Origin of the sequence: Acinetobacter sp. YH01006, from assembly GCF_013420445.1 — a bacterium.
Taxonomy (GTDB): domain Bacteria; phylum Pseudomonadota; class Gammaproteobacteria; order Pseudomonadales; family Moraxellaceae; genus Acinetobacter; species Acinetobacter pseudolwoffii.
Window position 1 is genome coordinate 176,411 of sequence record NZ_VOYB01000002.1, and the last position, 17,592, is coordinate 194,002.

At 43.7% G+C, this 17,592-nt stretch carries 15 protein-coding genes and 1 pseudogene; 10 read left to right on the forward strand and 6 right to left on the reverse strand.

Features of this window, described 5'->3' with window-relative positions:
* Positions 1–334: 334 nt before the first annotated feature.
* Positions 335–1,842 (forward strand): annotated as a pseudogene (locus FTT73_RS02415) (hypothetical protein).
* Between the two features lie 60 nt (positions 1,843–1,902).
* Here FTT73_RS02415 and FTT73_RS02420 read toward each other — a convergent pair.
* Positions 1,903–2,667 carry a glutathione S-transferase family protein gene (locus FTT73_RS02420; RefSeq protein ID WP_005170293.1) on the reverse strand — a complete coding sequence of 255 codons (765 nt, stop codon included), beginning with the start codon at positions 2,665–2,667 and terminating at the stop codon, positions 1,903–1,905.
* Between the two features lie 293 nt (positions 2,668–2,960).
* On the opposite strand from FTT73_RS02420, the gene ychF reads away from it, so the two are divergent.
* Positions 2,961–4,052 (forward strand): redox-regulated ATPase YchF, encoded by a 1,092-nt coding sequence (gene ychF, locus FTT73_RS02425; protein ID WP_005170292.1) that lies wholly within the window; start codon positions 2,961–2,963, stop codon positions 4,050–4,052.
* Positions 4,053–4,258: 206 nt separating this feature from the next.
* Positions 4,259–4,876 (forward strand): superoxide dismutase, encoded by a 618-nt coding sequence (locus FTT73_RS02430; RefSeq protein WP_180190956.1) that lies wholly within the window; start codon positions 4,259–4,261, stop codon positions 4,874–4,876.
* A gap of 204 nt (positions 4,877–5,080) precedes the next feature.
* Here the strand turns inward: FTT73_RS02430 and FTT73_RS02435 are convergent, their stop codons facing one another.
* A complete protein-coding gene (locus FTT73_RS02435; RefSeq protein ID WP_005170291.1) occupies positions 5,081–5,578 on the reverse strand; it encodes a hypothetical protein in 498 nt (165 codons plus the stop codon).
* Between the two features lie 103 nt (positions 5,579–5,681).
* On the opposite strand from FTT73_RS02435, the gene FTT73_RS02440 reads away from it, so the two are divergent.
* The 5 genes from FTT73_RS02440 (at position 5,682) to dapC (ending at position 12,248) form a co-directional block, all read left to right on the forward strand.
* Complete coding sequence (locus FTT73_RS02440; RefSeq protein WP_159138591.1) at positions 5,682–6,434, forward strand: AzlC family ABC transporter permease; 753 nt, start codon at positions 5,682–5,684, stop codon at positions 6,432–6,434.
* Positions 6,431–6,778 (forward strand): L-valine transporter subunit YgaH, encoded by a 348-nt coding sequence (gene ygaH, locus FTT73_RS02445; RefSeq protein ID WP_100328993.1) that lies wholly within the window; start codon positions 6,431–6,433, stop codon positions 6,776–6,778. The genes FTT73_RS02440 and ygaH overlap by 4 nt, the downstream gene beginning before the upstream one ends.
* 369 nt (positions 6,779–7,147) lie before the next feature.
* Positions 7,148–8,362: a formate-dependent phosphoribosylglycinamide formyltransferase gene (gene purT / locus FTT73_RS02450; protein WP_180190957.1), complete on the forward strand. Its 1,215-nt coding sequence runs from the start codon at positions 7,148–7,150 to the stop codon at positions 8,360–8,362.
* A gap of 26 nt (positions 8,363–8,388) precedes the next feature.
* Positions 8,389–11,055, forward strand: a complete 2,667-nt coding sequence (gene glnD / locus FTT73_RS02455) for a [protein-PII] uridylyltransferase (RefSeq protein ID WP_180190958.1) — start codon at positions 8,389–8,391, stop codon at positions 11,053–11,055.
* 23 nt (positions 11,056–11,078) lie between these two features.
* Positions 11,079–12,248 (forward strand): succinyldiaminopimelate transaminase, encoded by a 1,170-nt coding sequence (dapC, locus tag FTT73_RS02460; RefSeq protein ID WP_180190959.1) that lies wholly within the window; start codon positions 11,079–11,081, stop codon positions 12,246–12,248.
* Positions 12,249–12,360: 112 nt separating this feature from the next.
* Here dapC and FTT73_RS02465 read toward each other — a convergent pair whose 3' ends face one another.
* Positions 12,361–12,837 (reverse strand): glutathione peroxidase, encoded by a 477-nt coding sequence (locus FTT73_RS02465; RefSeq protein WP_005170286.1) that lies wholly within the window; start codon positions 12,835–12,837, stop codon positions 12,361–12,363.
* Positions 12,834–13,253 carry a peptide-methionine (R)-S-oxide reductase MsrB gene (msrB, locus tag FTT73_RS02470; RefSeq protein ID WP_005097408.1) on the reverse strand — a complete coding sequence of 140 codons (420 nt, stop codon included), beginning with the start codon at positions 13,251–13,253 and terminating at the stop codon, positions 12,834–12,836. The genes FTT73_RS02465 and msrB overlap by 4 nt, the downstream gene beginning before the upstream one ends.
* Positions 13,254–13,482: 229 nt before the next feature.
* Between msrB and FTT73_RS02475 the strand changes: the two genes are divergently transcribed.
* Both FTT73_RS02475 and FTT73_RS02480 read left to right on the forward strand, forming a co-directional pair.
* The gene (locus FTT73_RS02475) at positions 13,483–14,913 is read left to right on the forward strand and encodes a pyridoxal phosphate-dependent aminotransferase (RefSeq protein ID WP_180190960.1); all 1,431 of its coding nucleotides are present in this window, start codon (positions 13,483–13,485) and stop codon (positions 14,911–14,913) included.
* 212 nt (positions 14,914–15,125) lie between these two features.
* Positions 15,126–16,337, forward strand: coding sequence for a YbfB/YjiJ family MFS transporter (locus FTT73_RS02480; RefSeq protein ID WP_180190961.1), 1,212 nt, complete (start codon positions 15,126–15,128; stop codon positions 16,335–16,337).
* On the opposite strand, the gene FTT73_RS02485 is transcribed toward FTT73_RS02480, so the two are convergent.
* The gene (locus tag FTT73_RS02485; protein WP_074383288.1) at positions 16,316–16,876 is read right to left on the reverse strand and encodes a M23 family metallopeptidase; all 561 of its coding nucleotides are present in this window, start codon (positions 16,874–16,876) and stop codon (positions 16,316–16,318) included. The genes FTT73_RS02480 and FTT73_RS02485 overlap by 22 nt on opposite strands.
* 145 nt (positions 16,877–17,021) lie before the next feature.
* Positions 17,022–17,150: a hypothetical protein gene (locus tag FTT73_RS16270; protein ID WP_005170281.1), complete on the reverse strand. Its 129-nt coding sequence runs from the start codon at positions 17,148–17,150 to the stop codon at positions 17,022–17,024.
* Between the last annotated feature and the right edge of the window lie 442 nt (positions 17,151–17,592).

The window sequence follows — 17,592 nt, forward strand, 5'->3', positions numbered from 1 at the left end:
CTCTCCCTGTTATACAATATTTATTTATTTTTCACAAAGCTTTCATATTCTGAAAATATTTTCCAAATCTTCTGCCATTTTATAAAGTAACTTTCAATCCTGAACCAGATAACCGTTAATCATATAATTCTAAAAAATGACCAATGGTAATTTCTATTAATTATTTATTTTTTAATAGTTTAAGTTTAATTAGTCCAGTAAAATATAAGCCAGACCTTCAAGTACCCGCACAGTTCAGCCACTTATCTTTTACAAGTGTATAGAAATAGATTAAAACAAAGCCGCACTAAAAATAAAAATAGCATTTTTCAAAAATATTAAATAAGGAATGCTCATGGCTTCTAAAATTTTAAGTTTGATTAAAACCAAGGTGAGTCCTGTCTTAACGGCTGAAACACAAACTAAAAGCCTGTTAGGTGGCTTATTCGCTGGAACAGCCTCAGGTACGCTTAGCAATCTCATTGGCAGTCTAAACAGCTCTAATTCACAACCTTCCGTGAGCTCATTATTAAACAGCCTTCTCTCTGGACATAGTCTGAACAGCGCAAATCTGAGCAATTTATTAATTCAGTTGTCTGGTTCAAATGCTTCGAAGTTAGATATTCAGAGTCTGATCAGCAGCTTAACCCAATCCAATGGGGGCAGTTTAATATTGGCCAGATCACCAATTTATTGAATGGCCTAATGGCGAACAATAGCAGCAATCTGGATATTGGTGCTATTTCCAAACTCGTCGGCGGTCTCATCGGCGGTAATGGCGAGATCGATATTGCACAAATCGCTCAGCTGGTCAGCGGCCTGATCGGCGGTTCTGGTGGTTTAGGTAATATCGACATTGCTGCGATTGCAGATCTGGTCAGTAACCTGATTGCTGGCAATGGCGAGATTGACATTGCACAAATCGTTCAGTTGGTTGGTGGTATAATCTGCGGTTCTGGTGGTTCAAGCAACATCGACATTGCTGCAATTGCAGATCTGTTCAGTAACCTCATCAGTGGTAATGGCGAGATTGATATTGCGCAAATTGCCCAACTGGTGAGTGGTCTCATCGGTGGTTCAAGCAACATCGACATTGCTGCGATTGCAGATCTGGTCAGCAACCTCATCGGCGGTAATGGCGAGATTGATATTGCACAAATTGCCCAACTGGTGAGTGGTCTCATCGGTGGTTCAAGCAACATCGACATTGCTGCGATTGCAGATCTGGTCAGCAACCTCATCGGCAGTAATGGCGAGATTGATATTGCACAAATCGTTCAGCTGGTTGGTGGTCTGATTGGTGGGTCTGGTGCACTAGGTGATATCGACATCGGCGCGATTGCAGATCTGATCGGCGGTTTAATCGGCGGCAATACAGGCAATGATTTTGATATCGGTGCTATCACAGATTTAATTAGCGGTTTTGTCGGTGAGAATGCAGCGGGGGATTTTGATCTCGATGGCTTTACCGATTTACTCAGCGGCCTGATCGCGAATGGCTCAAATGGCATAGATTTAGGAGGATTATTGGGTCATCTCAATCTAGATAGTGATCTGGATCTGGGTACTCTGATCGAAGGAATTTCCTCTGCTTCAAACGGGTTTGATCCAGGGAGCATTGCCGGAGGCATTGGGCAATTGATTGATAATAGCTCTTCGATTGAATTACCCGATCCAGGTGATCTGGTCCAAGATGTGGGTGCCACAGATTCCAATATTGACTTGTCTGCTATTCTGCCTGACATTCAAGATACGATTCAAAATATCAGCAGTGGTGGTGGTTCATCCAGCTTTGATTTTGGTTCACTGTTCAATCACTTTAGTAAAAATATTGATATCGACCCAAATAATCCTTGGGGTTAATCATCATCTCATTAAAAACGCGCAAATGCGCGTTTTTAATTTTAGGATTTGCCTTGAAGCTTATACACCACGCCAGTCTACTCGCGCATTGCGTTCGGTTCGGTAAATACGACAAATATATTCACCCAGAGGCAACGCATTTAAATGCTGCTGATAATCACGATATTCTTCGGACAAGGTTTCAAAATTTTCTTTTTCCCATGGCGTCCCCGGAATCGCCAATAATGGAGCAAGCATAGAACAGACAGCAATATCCGCCAGACCTAAACGATTTCCGACAAAATAATGTCCACCTTGACTAACCAGCATCTGATTGAGTTGCTGTACAGTGACATCAATATGCTGTTTGGATTCCGCCACAGTTTCCTCATTCAATGCATAACCTTTGGCGACCATCGCTTTTAATAAAGGTTTAGAAAATTTTTCAAACTGGCGCAAATAGCCCTGCTCACCAATTAAAATATCGAGAGATTCATGATCGGAAGTCAGCGCTTGAGATAACATCCAGCGGCGGACATGACGACCCAGCTCCAGAGTAATTTCATTAATTTCTAAGGCTTTATTTCGAAAATGTCCTTCAGCATACAATAAACGATGTTCTGGATAAGTATCATCCAGATAAAGCGCAATCTGGGTTGAATCTGCAATCCATTTGTCCTGATCGCGCAAAATAGGCAGACGATTCTGTCCTGTTTTCAGTCGGGCAAAAGCCCGATGTACGCCGGGAATCAGGTTGTGAGCAACATAGTACAGCTCTTTATGGTCCAGCATCCAACGTGCTTTTTCGCAAAAGTGAGATAAAGGAAACTGGTATAAAGTTCGCATGCATGCTCCATGTTTATCGTTATTGGATCAGGGCGTATAGGCCGCTGTTTTATTCAGATACTTTAGTCACTCAATTTTAGAAAAACAATGTGATTTTTATCCAAAAGTACAATACTGGCTGATTATTCCTCTATATTCGGCGGACTCATAATAAATCCGGGAAAGCTCAGCGGAGCTTTTAAGTTATAAGAAGCATTTGATTGCAATAAACCACAAGTGCATGACCTGACTTTAGCCGTGCTTTCATGTAAAATCGGGGGCAATTTTTATATAACGCTTTTGTGAGTTATTTCATGGGTTTTAATTGCGGTATTGTCGGCTTGCCGAACGTTGGCAAATCTACACTTTTCAATGCTTTAACCAAAGCTGCTATTGCTGCAGAAAACTTCCCGTTCTGTACCATTGAACCAAATACCGGCATCGTGCCTGTTCCTGACCCACGTTTAGACAAATTGACAGCAATTGTTAAACCGCAGCGCGTGATTCCAACGTCTATGGAATTTGTGGACATCGCAGGTCTGGTCGCTGGTGCTTCTAAAGGTGAAGGCTTAGGTAACCAGTTCCTGGCCAACATCCGCGAAACTGATGCAATCGCTCACGTGGTACGTTGTTTTGAAGATGAAAACGTCATTCATGTGAATGGTCGTATTGATCCACTGGATGATATCGCCACGATTAATACAGAACTCGCGCTTGCAGATCTCGACGCGGTGGCGAAAGCGATTACCCGTTTGACTAAATCTGCCAAAGGTGGTGACAAAGAAGCAATTGCTACTAAAGCAGTATTGGAAAAAATCCAGCCTTTACTCGATGAAGGCAAACCGGCTCGCGCAGCGGATCTGGATGATGACGAACGTAAACTGGTACGTGGCTTTGGCTTAATGACGCTTAAACCAACCATGTATATTGCCAACGTTGCTGAAGATGGTTTTGAAAATAACCCGCATTTGGATGCAGTGAGAAAATTGGCTGCTGAAGAGAATGCAATTGTCGTACCTCTTTGCAACCAGATTGAAGCGGAAATTTCATTGCTTGAAGATGAAGACCGTGCTGAATTCCTGGAAGCGATGGGCATGGAAGAACCTGGTTTAAACGTGGTGATTCGTGCAGGTTATTCACTACTTGGCTTACAAACTTACTTCACCGCAGGTGTACAGGAAGTTCGTGCCTGGACTGTGAAAATTGGTGCAACTGCACCGCAAGCCGCTGGTGTAATTCATACCGACTTTGAAAAAGGCTTTATCCGTGCAGAATGTATTGCTTATGATGATTTCGTGCAGTACAACGGCGAAGCGGGTGCAAAAGAAGCCGGTAAATGGCGTCTAGAAGGTAAAACCTATATCGTTCAGGATGGCGACGTTTTACATTTCCGTTTTAACGTCTAAGTATTTACTGTATGAAAAAGCTCCATCTGGGGCTTTTTTATGGCCTAGGAAATAAGATGACCGAGCGTAGAAAACTTACAGGCAACGCATAATTCACACATATTAACAATAATGATAATTATTCTCATATAAAAATATTAAATTCAGGCGTATGTTAAATCTAATGAAAAATAACATGACTTCATTCTAGCAAAGGAATCCTGACCATGAGCTATACCCTGCCTGTACTGCCATATCCCTATGATGCCCTAGAGCCTCATATCGATAGCAAGACCATGGAAATTCATCATAGCAAGCATCATCAAACCTATATTAATAATATCAATGCAGGGATCGCAGGAACCGAATGGGAAGATTTATCGGTCGAAGCCTTAATTAGCAAATTCAATGAAGTACCGCAGCAATTAAAACAGAACGTGATCAATAATGCCGGTGGACATGCCAATCACTCCCTGTTCTGGACAGTCATGAGTCCAGACGGTGGCGGCCATCCAGAAGCTGAAATTGCAAAGGCCATTGAACATGAATTAGGCGGATTCGAGGCATTTAAAGACACCTTTACCCAGGCAGCACTGAGCCGTTTTGGTAGCGGTTGGGCCTGGCTGAGTGTTGCGCCAGATCAAACACTTATTGTAGAAAGCAGCGTCAATCAGGACTCTCCACTGATGTATGGCAATATTCCCATTTTAGGTCTGGATGTCTGGGAACATTCCTATTATTTGCACTATCAAAACCGTCGTCCGGAATATATCTCGGCTTTTTTTAATGTCGTGAACTGGCAAGAAGTGAATCGTCGTTATCTGGAAGCATTGAACACGCTTTAGCTTTAAATATTTAAGGAGATCGACCATGTCTACACCTATTCTGATTAAGCGCATAATTGGCAGCACACTCCTGATCTGTGGTGTATTTGTGATTTTATTAGAACATGTGTGGATACCCTCTTTTTAGAGTCTTGCTGTTGTCTCATCCTAAAAAAGCCAGTCTGAATGACTGGCTTTTATGCTTATAACTAAATGGCTAAAGGTTTATTGCATATTAGCAATCGCGGTGCCTTTTTGTTTGGGATCAGTATTTCCCAATTCAGGATTATCAATCGCATTCTGACATTGCAGTTTATCCCGCTCATAATCCGCCTGCTTTTGTTCCAGACTGCTGCCATTGTCGATCACGGTACGCGCCCAGATTTCCAGACTGGTTAAGGCTTTACGACACAGAGCATATTTACCTTCAGTCACCGAATCGGTCATTTTGACATTAATACGCCAGTCTGTGCTCAGCTTACGTGCCGGTTGACGCACCTGGGTTTCCAGCTGATCCACTTCTTTATTATAAACCAGTGGATCGACTTTATTGATCAGTTGCCATGCCGCATTGGCATAGGTGGTCGCATCATTAGTCAGTTTAGGTGCCGGTTTAATTTCTGGCTTATCAGTCGATTGACTGTCATTCCCACACGCTTGTAACAACAATGCAGTGCTCATTAAAGCAGCTGTCAGCATCGTACGTGTCTTGAACATCCACATATCAGGCTCGCCAATTTAAACATTTCGGCACTATGCTATTAAATTCACGTAGAATACACAATCTTCATTTGACCCATCGTTCAACTCTCCTTCAAGGTGTGTCGTGTCTGAACAGAATCAACTCGCTACGCAACCTGCTGGCTTCTGGCAAGGTGCAAAAGATAGCCAAGCGATCATCTTCACTTATTTACCAGTGTCGTTTGCTTTTGGCGTTTCAGCCACTCAGTTTGGCTTTACGGCTTGGGAAGCGCTGTTTCTTTCCTGCTCGATGTATGCAGGTGCCAGCCAGTTCCTTGTGGTCGCACTTTTAGGCAGTGGCACATCTATCTGGATGACGGCATTAACGGTGATTGCCCTAGACATTCGGCATTTGCTCTATGGCCCTGCGCTGCAAAACCTGATTCAAGACCGGCTGAATTTAAAGAAAACTGCGATCTGGTCTTGGGGTCTGACCGATGAGGTTTTTGCTTCCGGCATGATCAAGCTCTCGCAACGGCGTCAGGAATGGTCTGAATCCTGGATGCTGGGTTTAAGCCTGTTTAGCTGGATGTCCTGGGCATTGGGATCTTTTCTCGGTGGTTTATTTGCCGATCAGGTCAGCAATCTGCCGCAATTCTTGCAAGCGGCTCTAGACTTCCTGTTACCTGCGCTGTTCCTGAGTTTCCTATTGGCTGCTTTTGAGAAGAAACATACTTTTGTTGTGGCTGTCACCATTCTGGTTTCTGCTGTGGCCTGTTACTTTATTGATCTGTCTGCCGCGATTTTCATTGGCATCAGTTCTGGTATTTTTGCCGGCCTGTTCAAGCACTATATCTTAAAACAGCCAGATCCTGAACATGCAGGAGATCAAGCATGAATCTAGAGATTATTCTGGTCGGCATTGTCGTCGGGATCGCCAATTTCGTCTCACGCTTCGGGCCTTTTTTTGTGATTCAGAAATTTCAGCAAGGCTCACAAAAACGCGGAGCATTGTGGCTAAAAATTGCCTTGGGTTCAATCGGCATTGCGGCAATCAGCTCCATGCTGGTAGTTGCTACCTTACCGCCATTATTAGCAACACCGAATAAAAGTATTGCGATGCTGGTCGGATTTATCGTACTCACTGCGCTTTACTTTAAATTCAAACGCATCGTGATGGCGACCCTGACCGCAGCACTGACCTATGGTCTGGTTTATACTTATGTGCCGATGACGTTTTAAGCTTGAACTGACTGATCAATCAAGATAAAGACTTATGCTTATGGAATAGTATAGGTCTTTATTATATAAAAATAATTAGCTGATCCCTATTATTTTTCCTGAAAGAAAAAGCTCAAATAAAATCATTTCCGTATTCTTTTATACTTTTTTAATACTCGACCAGTTGTAGATAGAAAAAAGCTATTGCCAAAACAGGATATACCGTCTTCAAATCAGTCTGACAGATCAGTGACATGACAATTACGCCTTACTTACCTCCAGAAAAACTTTATAAATAAAACTGTTGGACAATATCACAATTTTGTATGAATCTTGGCTTAACTGCCGGCTCAGTTCTGCTATGCTAAAAGTCCATAAAATCAAGCATGGATGACACACATGAGCGTGACTATTGGTACTCCCCTGCAAGCTTCTGCCTATAAAGTTCTATTATTGGGTTCTGGTGAACTGGGCAAGGAAGTGGTGATTTCACTACAACGTCTTGGGGTCGAAGTTCATGCTGCTGACCGTTATGAGCATGCACCTGCCATGCAAGTCGCGCATTATTCCTATACCTTGAATATGGCCGATGCTGAAGAATTAAAACAATTGATCCATCAAATCCAGCCGCATTTAATCGTTCCTGAAATTGAAGCCATTGCCACACAAGTACTGGTTGACGTTGAAGAACAAAATATTGCGACCGTCATTCCTTCGGCTAAAGCAGTCAATCTGACCATGAACCGCGAAGGCATTCGCCGTCTGGCCGCAGAAGAACTGGGGCTGCCAACTTCAGCGTACCGATTTGCTGACACTTTAGAGTCCTTCCGTGCTGCCTGTGATGATGTCGGCTATCCAAACTTTGTCAAGCCGGTCATGTCCTCTTCTGGCAAAGGCCAGTCTCGGGTAAAAAGCTTTGCAGAGGTAGACGCGGCTTGGGAATATGCGCAAACTGGTGGACGCGTCAATCAGGGTACGGTGATTGTCGAATCGCAAATTGACTTTGATTTTGAAATTACCTTATTGACTGTTCGTGCAAAAAATCCGGCAACCGGCGAGATCGAAGCCTCTTATTGCGATCCGATCGGACATCGTCAGGACTCGGGCGATTATGTCGAAAGCTGGCAACCTCAGCCGATGACTCCGGCAGCGCTAGAGGAATCTAAACGCATTGCCCACAAAGTCACCACAGCACTGGGGGGTTGCGGAATCTTTGGTGTAGAACTCTTTATCAAAGGCGACCAAGTATGGTTTAGTGAGGTTTCTCCTCGTCCACACGATACCGGACTGGTAACACTTGCCTCTCAATTCCAAAGCGAATTTGAATTGCATGCACGTGCGATTTTAGGCCTGCCGGTCAATACCACACGGCATAGTGTGGCTGCCAGCGCGGTGATTTATGCCGGGGTAGATGATCGTAATCTTTCATTTTCTGGCCTGAATCTTGCTTTAGCAGACGGCAATACTGATTTGCGCCTGTTTGGCAAACCTGAAGGCTTCGAACGGCGTCGCATGGGCGTTGCGACTGCACGTGCTGAAAGCATTGAACAGGCACGCGAACTGGCACTTCAGGTCGCAAATCAAGTTAGCATTAATCAAAACTAAGCTGAAATACCAACGGACCACTGTTCATGATCAATACCTTACCTCTGCTGAATTACATTAAAAGTAACCATGACATTAAAGCCATCAATCAATGGCGTAGTGATGTCGAAAATCAGCTACAGGAGAGTTTTGAAAATGGACAGTCGATTCGGGATATTATTCTGGCACGTTCCAATCTGATTGATGAAGCACTGCAATTTCTCTGGAAATATGCCGAACTGGATCAAACCGATTTGGCCCTGTTTGCTGTCGGAGGTTATGGTCGCCGTGAAATGCTGCCTTATTCTGATGTCGACCTCATGATCCTGTCAGAAGACGAGATTAGTCCAGAGCAGGAACAGCTGATTTCTACCTTCATTTCATTACTCTGGGATGTCGGTAATTTCAAACCGGGGATCAGCGTGCGTACCATCAATGATTGTGTCAGTCAGGCCAGTAGTGATCTCACCGTTGCCACTACGCTAATCGAAGCACGCCTGATTATTGGCAATGAGAACCTGTGCAAATGGCCACGGCGCATCGTGTCACGCACCTGGACCGATAAAACCTTCTTTGATGCCAAAATGGATGAGCAGCATAAACGCTATGCTCAGCACAACAATACCGAAAGCAATCTGGAACCGGATATTAAAAATGCACCGGGCGGTATCCGCGACATCAACCAGATCGGCTGGATTGCCAAACGACATTTCCGCGTCAACCGGATTTATGATCTGGTACATCTGGGTTTTATTTCAGAATTTGAACTGGGTGTGCTCGAAGAAGCTGAAAGTTTTCTCTGGGAGATTCGCCATCACCTGCACCGCCTGACCAAGCGTGACGAAAACCGCTTATTGTTCGATTATCAGCGTGATATTGCGGCTAAATTCGGCTATGTGCGTGATGAGGCGCATCATCCGAACTATCCGATCGAACAGTTTATGAAGCGCTATTATCGCAGCGCACAGCAAGTCTCTACACTCAATGAAATGCTGTTGGCCTACTTCAATGAATCTGTGATTACCCCACGTTTACCGCAATATGAACGCCAGATTGAGGAAATTAATGAAAATTTCAAACTGGTCGATGGCAAGTTAGCAGTTCAGCATCACAAGATTTTCTCGGAAAATCCAAGCGCGATTCTGGAAATTTTCTACCTGTTGGCCAATCGTCCTGAAATTCAGGGCATTCGTGCGCGTACCTTACGCCTGCTGACCTTGGCAGGAAAACGCATTGATCAGGATTTTCGTGATAATCCGGTGCATCAGGCGCTGTTTATGGCGATTATCCGCTCACCGCCTCGACTCTACGACACCCTGGTGACGATGAAGCGTTATGGCGTACTGGGTAATTACATCCCGGCCTTTGGGCAAATTCTGGGCCTAATGCAATATGACCTGTTCCATATCTATACGGTCGATGCACATACCTTATTGTTGCTACGCAATTTAAATCGCTTTAAAGCACCTGAATTTGCCAAGGAATTTCCTGTGGTCAGTTCAGTGTTCCAGCGCCTGACCCGTCGTGACATTGTATATCTGGCAGCTCTTTTTCATGATATTGCCAAAGGTCGTGGCGGTGATCATAGTGAGCTTGGAGCAGCCGATGCCATTAAATTCTGCCGTAGCCATGGCTTTACCGAACGCGAAAGTAATCTGGTGGCCTGGCTGATCCAGAATCATCTGGTGATGTCTGTGACTGCGCAGAAAAAAGATATTTCCGACCCGGATGTGGTCAAAGAATTCGCAGAAAAAATGGGCGATATGGAGCATCTGGACTATCTGTATACCCTGACAGTTGCGGATATCAATGCCACCAATCCCAAGCTCTGGAATACCTGGCGCGCATCCTTGATGCGTCAGCTCTATACGCAGGCGCGTGATGTGATCCGTTCTGGTCTCGGCCGTCCGGTCGATTATCAGATGCTGATTGAAGACACCAAGTTTGAAGCCAGTGAACGTCTGGTCGAGCATTTCTCGCTCTATGATGTTGAAAAAGTCTGGCAGGAACTGGGTGATGATTATTTCCTGAAAGAAACCGCGGATGAAATTGCCTGGCATACCCGCGCCATTTTACAACATGGCGATAATCCTGCGCCTTTGGTGCTGATGCGGGCGCATCGAAAATATGCTCAGGATGCGGTACAGATCTTTATTTATACTCAGGATAAACCGAACCTGTTTGCGACCACAGTTGCCATTCTGGATCGTATGAATCTGGATGTTCAAGATGCGCGGATTATTACCGCGACCAAAGCTTTTAGTCTGGATACCTATGTGGTGCTGGATCGCTTTGGTACCTTACTCACCGACCCTGAACGGGAAGCCACCGTCATTGAAGCCCTGAAAGACGCTTTGAGCCATTCAGATGAATATCCGGGTCTGATGCAACGCCGCATTCCGCGTCAACTCCGTCATTTCGATATTGAAAATACAGTCGATATTACGATGAATGCGGCTCTGGATCAGAATATGGTCGAAATTGCGACTCTGGATCATCCTGGTTTACTTGCCAAAATTGGCGGTTTATTTATGATGCAAGGGCTGGATATCCACTCTGCCAAAATTGCCACACTTGGCGAACGTGCTGAAGATATTTTCTTTGTCACCAAAAAAAATGGCATCCCGATGAGCCCGACTGAGTCTCAAGAATTTGCAGCTGCACTCAAAGCTGCCCTGGATGAGGCTTCACATCAGGTCAGCGGTCAACACTAACACTCTGCTCGGTAACACATTTCATGAACTCTAGCTTGTCTTTATTGCACCCTTATCCCTTTGAAAAGTTAAATCGGCTTTTTGCGGATATCCAGCCTGCAAATATGCCATTAATTCCCCTGTCGATTGGCGAACCAAAGCATCCTGCACCGGAATTTGTGAAACAGGCGATTATTGATAACTTTAAACATTTATCGACTTATCCCAACAGTAAAGGTCTTCCCGAACTACGTGAAAGTATTGCCAACTGGTTAAGCCGCCGCTTTAAGCTGAATAGCATCAGTGCAGACAGCAATATCCTGCCCGTTTCCGGTACACGTGAAGCAATTTTCTCTTTTGTACAAGCCTTGGTGAACCGAGAAGAGGCACCTTATGTGGTGATGCCGAACCCGTTCTACCAGATTTATGAAGGTGCGACGCTGCTCGCAGGTGCCAAACCTTATTTCATCAACTGTACTGAGGAAAATAATTACCTCGGTGACTTTGATGCCGTTCCAGCAGAAGTCTGGGAAAAAACCGCATTATTATTTATCTGCACGCCGGGCAATCCAACGGGTGCGGTGCTGTCTAAAGAACAGTTTAAAAAGCTGATTGCGCTGTCAGATCAATACAACTTTGTCATTGCTTCAGATGAATGCTATTCGGAATTGTGGTTTGATCAGGCACCCGCGGGTTTACTGGAAGTCTGTGCTGAAATCGGTCGTGATGACTATAAAAACTGTGTGGTATTTCACTCGCTGTCTAAACGCTCCAATCTGCCGGGCATGCGTTCAGGTTTTGTCGCCGGTGACGCAACTTTGCTAAAACCGTATTTGCAGTATCGTACTTATCACGGTGCAGCGATGCCGGTACAGCACCAACTGGCTTCTATTGCTGCCTGGAACGATGAAGCCCATGTGGAAGACAACCGGGTGCAATACCGCGCCAAATTTGATTTGTTCCAGCAAGAACTCGGTCACCTGCTGCCACTGAAAAAACCGGATGCCGGTTTCTACTACTGGCTCAAAGTCGACAATGATGAAGCCTTTGCCAAAATGCTGATGGAAAAAGCCCATATTAAAGTTCTGCCGGGCCGTTATCTGTCTCGTGATACGCAACAAGGTAATCCGGGTGAAAATCATGTACGTTTAGCTCTGGTTGCTGATCTGGCACAATGTGAACAAGTCATTCAACGTCTAAAAGCGATTCTCTAGACTTAAGTCATAATCAAAAAAACCACTGTAAATACAGTGGTTTTTTATAAAAATGCAATACGATCAATTTTAATCCAGCACTCAAAAATTCTTTCATGTCTCAAAATAAAGTTTAGAGTACTTTTTCGATTTCAACTTCAAGATCTTCAGGCTTGGTCGTCGGTGCAAAACGGTTCAAAACCTTACCATCACGTCCAATCAGAAACTTGGTAAAGTTCCATTTAATCCCATTTCCTAAAATACCTTTGGAATTATTGGTCAAATAACGGAAGATGGCATGCGCTTCAGGGCCTTTAACATCCACTTTGGAAAACATCGGGAAAGATACCCCGTAATTTTTCTGGCAAAACTCACCAATCTGTTCATTGGAACCTGGATCCTGACCGCCAAACTGGTTGCATGGAAATCCTAAGACCTCCAGACCTTGATCTTTATATTTCTCGTAAAGCTTCTCTAATCCTGAGAATTGTGGGGTAAAGCCACATTTACTTGCTGTATTCACGATTAAAAGTACCTTGCCTTCATAATCTGCAAGCTGTTTGCTTTTACCATCTAACAATTCAGCTTCAAACTGATAAATGCTGGTCATGGATAGGTTTCCTCATCATTTTTTTCTTGTGTTTCTAATTCTAAAGAAGCCGAGTTTACACAATAACGTAAGCCCGTCGGTTCTGGACCATCAGGGAAAACATGCCCTAAATGTGCGTCACAATGATGACAAACAATTTCAGTTCTGACCATCCCGTGTGAAGTATCAGGTAATTCTTCTATGACTGAACTGCTCAGGGGACGGTAAAAGCTTGGCCAGCCACAACCACTGTCAAATTTGGTTTCTGAAGTAAATAAAGGTTCACCACAACAGCGACATACGTAAACACCATCTTGTTTGGTATTCCAGTATTTCCCGGTAAATGCGGGTTCGGTTCCCTTTTGGCGTGTAATACGGAACTCTTCAGGTGATAACTCTCTTTGCCATTCTCTGTCTGTTTTATTGAGTTTTCCCATGATTGCGTACCTTTTTATCTTGCTATTTAAAATAGGATAATCCTATATTTACGTGATTCAATTTAAAAATTCTAGTGTTTATTTAACAATTTACAAAAGACCTATAATAGCCAAAAAAGCAAAAAGTAAGCAAATATGCAAAAACAAAGTAAGCAACTTATGTACTAAATGCTTTTTTGTGAGCAAATTTAGTGTTAAGCTTAGTCATATTCTTGCTCAGGATTAAAAAATGTCGCAAAAAAAGAGCGTGATTTTTAAAAATCTGTTACCTGTGATTAAACAGTATCAACAGCTAGGATTTACCCATGAAAGAATTGTTGCTTTACTCAGAGATGAACATCATCTCGATCTAGTCACAACTGAGACATTTAAAAGTTATTTATATCGTTATGCAAAAGTGACCTCCACTCCTTCCGAGAACATCAAAATGCCGAACACTTTCCAAACCCCTCGCGAGATCAAGAAATCATCTAAGCTCGAGCATGTATGCTACGACATTCGCGGACCTGTGTTACGAGCGGCCATCGAGATGGAAGAAGCCGGTCACAAAATTATCAAATTAAATATTGGCAATCCTGCCCCATTCGGTTTTGAAGCCCCACAAGAAATTATCAACGATGTGGCTTTAAACCTGCCAAATGCGATTGGCTACACGGATTCCAAAGGGATTTTCCCGGCGCGTAAGGCGATCTGTCAGTATTATCAGCAAAAAGGCATTCTGGATATGCACGTCAATGACGTTTATATCGGCAATGGTGTGTCTGAACTGATTGTTATGGCCATGCAGGGTCTGCTGGATGATGGCGATGAAATGCTGATTCCAATGCCAGATTATCCACTCTGGACGGCAGCAGTGAATCTGTCTGGCGGTACTGCGATCCATTATAAATGTGATGAAGAAAATCACTGGTATCCAGATATTGCTGATATGGAAAGCAAAATCACGCCAAATACCCGCGGTATTGTGATTATCAACCCGAATAACCCGACCGGTTCGGTTTACCCACGTCATGTGTTGCAACAAATCGTCGACTTGGCCAAGAAATATGACCTGATTTTATTTGCTGACGAAATCTACGACAAAATTATTTACGATGGGATTGAGCATGTTGCTGTAGCAGCTCTGGCTGGCGATCAGCTCTGTGTTTCGTTTAACGGTTTATCTAAAGCCTATCGTATTGCTGGTTTCCGTTCCGGCTGGATGGCCATTACCGGCAATAAAGCACGTGCAGCAGACTATATCGAAGGTCTGGATATGCTTGCATCGATGCGTCTGTGTGCCAACCATCAGGCACAATATGCAATTCAGACTGCACTGGGCGGTTATCAGTCGATTAATGACCTGATTCGCCCAGGTGGCCGCTTATATGAACAGCGCAATATTGCCTGGGAAATGCTGAACGAGATTCCAGGTGTGTCTTGTGTTAAACCTGAAGGCGCAATGTACTGCTTCCCGAAACTGGATCCGAATGTGTATCCAATTCAGGATGATGAAAAACTGATGCTGGATTTGTTACGTGCAGAGAAAGTACTCTTGGTTCAAGGGACAGGCTTTAACTGGCCGACACCGGATCATTTCCGTGTAGTGTTCCTGCCAGCTGAAAATGAACTGCGTGAAGCCATTACCCGTGTTGGCCGTTTCCTGGCCAAGATGCGTTAATTCTTGAAATAGACAATATAAAAAACCGCGTTGATACGCGGTTTTTTATTTCTCTGAAAAAATTCAGGCTTTTGACTGATGAAATCTTAAAAATCATACCGGTTTCTTTGAGCAAATTTCTGCACTCAACGGTTTCTTATCAAGTGATTTCTCCTTAATCACGAAGATTCATGTTATTTTTTAACCAAATATAAAACTTTATGAGTACACGGATGTCCTCACACACAATTAAACTCAGCCTGTTTCTCTGCCTTAGTATGTGCTTGGGGATTGGCATTCTTCGTTTCTCTTATACTGCGCTGTTACCCGGCACACGAGAAGCCTTTGGCTGGAGTACAGATTTTGCCGGGCTTTTGGGCAGTGCCAATTTACTGGGCTATTTAATCGGTGCCTATACCGCCATGCGTCTGCCTCAAGACCGCAGTATGAGCAGGTATATTCAAATTTCAGCTTTTGCCGGGATGTTCAGTCTGATGTGCTGTGCATTTTCTGGTTTCTCTGAAGTTTGGTATATCGTCTGGCGCGTGATTTCAGGAATCAGCGGTGGGCTGATGATGATCTTATCGCCGAGTGTAGTCGCGCAGTGCTGTGAGCTTCAGGATCGTCTTAAAATCAACTTTATCGGTTTTAGCGGAATCGGATTAGGTGTATTAATTGCAACCCTGTTTCTGCCTTATCTGGATCAGATTTCCATACAGACTGCCTGGCTGACCTTATGTGGCTTTGCCCTGCTCATTTGTCTATGTTTAAGTGGACTTATCCAAAAATTTAAGCCTTATTTGTCCGTACAAGCACCTTCGACTACCTCCAAGATATCTTTGAATAGCGTCTTTTATAGCTTACTGGCTGTCTACGCGTGTAGCGCCTTTGCTTATATACCGCATTCGCTCTTCTGGATTGATTATTTAAGCCAGCAGTTGGAATTGAGCTTGTTCTGGATTAACTTCAATTGGATTCTTTATGGATTTGGTAGTGCTTTAGGCGCCTTCAGTGCTTATGCACTGGCCAGAAAATTCGGTAATTTTGCTGCCCTGAAAATTCTTTATAGTCTTTATATTGTGGCTATTTTTATTGCGACTCTAGAGACCCAAGCATTGCTCACGTTGAGCTCTTCCTTTTTGACCGGCATGCTAAACCCTGCTGTGGTCTTCCTGACCTCTTATACCATTTTACAACTGTATGGGCTGGCGTATAAAAAACTCTGGAGCATTGCCACCTTGTGTTTCGCCTCTGTTCAGCTGATTGGCGGACTCAGTTTTAGTGCGCTGCAATATTTTGGCTTAAGCTATCATCAACAGTTCATATTAGCTGCATTTGTTCTTTTATTAGGAACATTGCAATTATTCTGGTGTACCCGTCCTGCCAGATTCACTCCTGAAACACACTCCCATCCAGTTTCTGCTCAAGGAGAAGGCACGAAATAAGGATATGGATTGGTCGCCCCTTGCCCGCTCAGATAAATCCCGTAATGTAGATGTGGCGGAGTATTTTTGGCATTTCCAGTATTGCCGACATAGGCAATCACTTCGCCCGCTTCCACCCAGTCGCCTTCCTGAATATGCTCAGCATAATCATTCAGATGCGCATAGTAATGCTGACTCATATCAGGCCCTGTCACCCAGATAACTTTCCCACCCAGATTATTGGTGCCAATTTTACGTACAATCCCTTGGGTGGCACTTAAGACAGGTGTGCCACGTCGAGCAAAAATATCTGTCCCTTCATGTTTACGGCCTGCACTGCGCGCGGCTCCCCACGTATCATTAATTTGACGGACTGTAATACCTTCGACCGGAATCTGTAACGGTGCTTCTAATTGAGTCTTTTTCAGTTGCCAATAAAGATAAGGACTTTTCCATCCTGCTGCTTCACCTGAAGGTGGTGGCTGACAGGCGGTCAAGACAAAGCATACAGATAAAATTAAGCTTAAAATCCGAAAAAATTTCACCAATATTATTCGCATTTATTTTAGAAAGATGGTTTTTATCTTAAGCAGAACAGCACAATTTAAAGTCGTAATCTTGTAATTTTTTGAATGATATTTTTATAAAATCAATGATATAACAACGCCCTTATGTAAGGGCGTTGTTATGGAAGGTAGCTAGGAATTACTTACGTTTTTTTGCACGGGAGGGTTTGGCTGGTTGTTGCTGTTGCTGTTGTTGCTCTTCATTCTGAGCGCTGTCCTGCTTGTCCTTTTGTTGGACCTGCTTATGTTTCGCTTTAGATTTGGCCATATTATGTACTCCTTCGGAGAAACGTCTCTATCACTGGAAGTTCCATTGATCACTCTAACGTTTTTGGAAAATATGCCAATCATCGAGCTGTATCCAAATACGTCAATGTAATAATAGGTTGGCTAAGTGATTCAACTCAGAACAAATCCTGTTCTGGCTCACTACAATCTTTACGCAAAGTTGCAGCTTGATACTCATTTTAACTTTTGGGCGTTTATCAATCAGAATTTAAGAAAATTTAATCCCCCTGAGAAACCTGCGATTAATATAGGTTTTAATTAGGAGAATCAGGCTTTAATGAGTTAAGTATATCTGCAATAGTAGGATGATCAAATTCAAAAAAAGCTCGCAGTCTTGCGCTTGACCTCCAGCGCAAGACTGCGTGAATGTTCGCTCTTTGGCTATTTTTATAGCTAAAATCTTCTTTATGATCAGGTCAGGA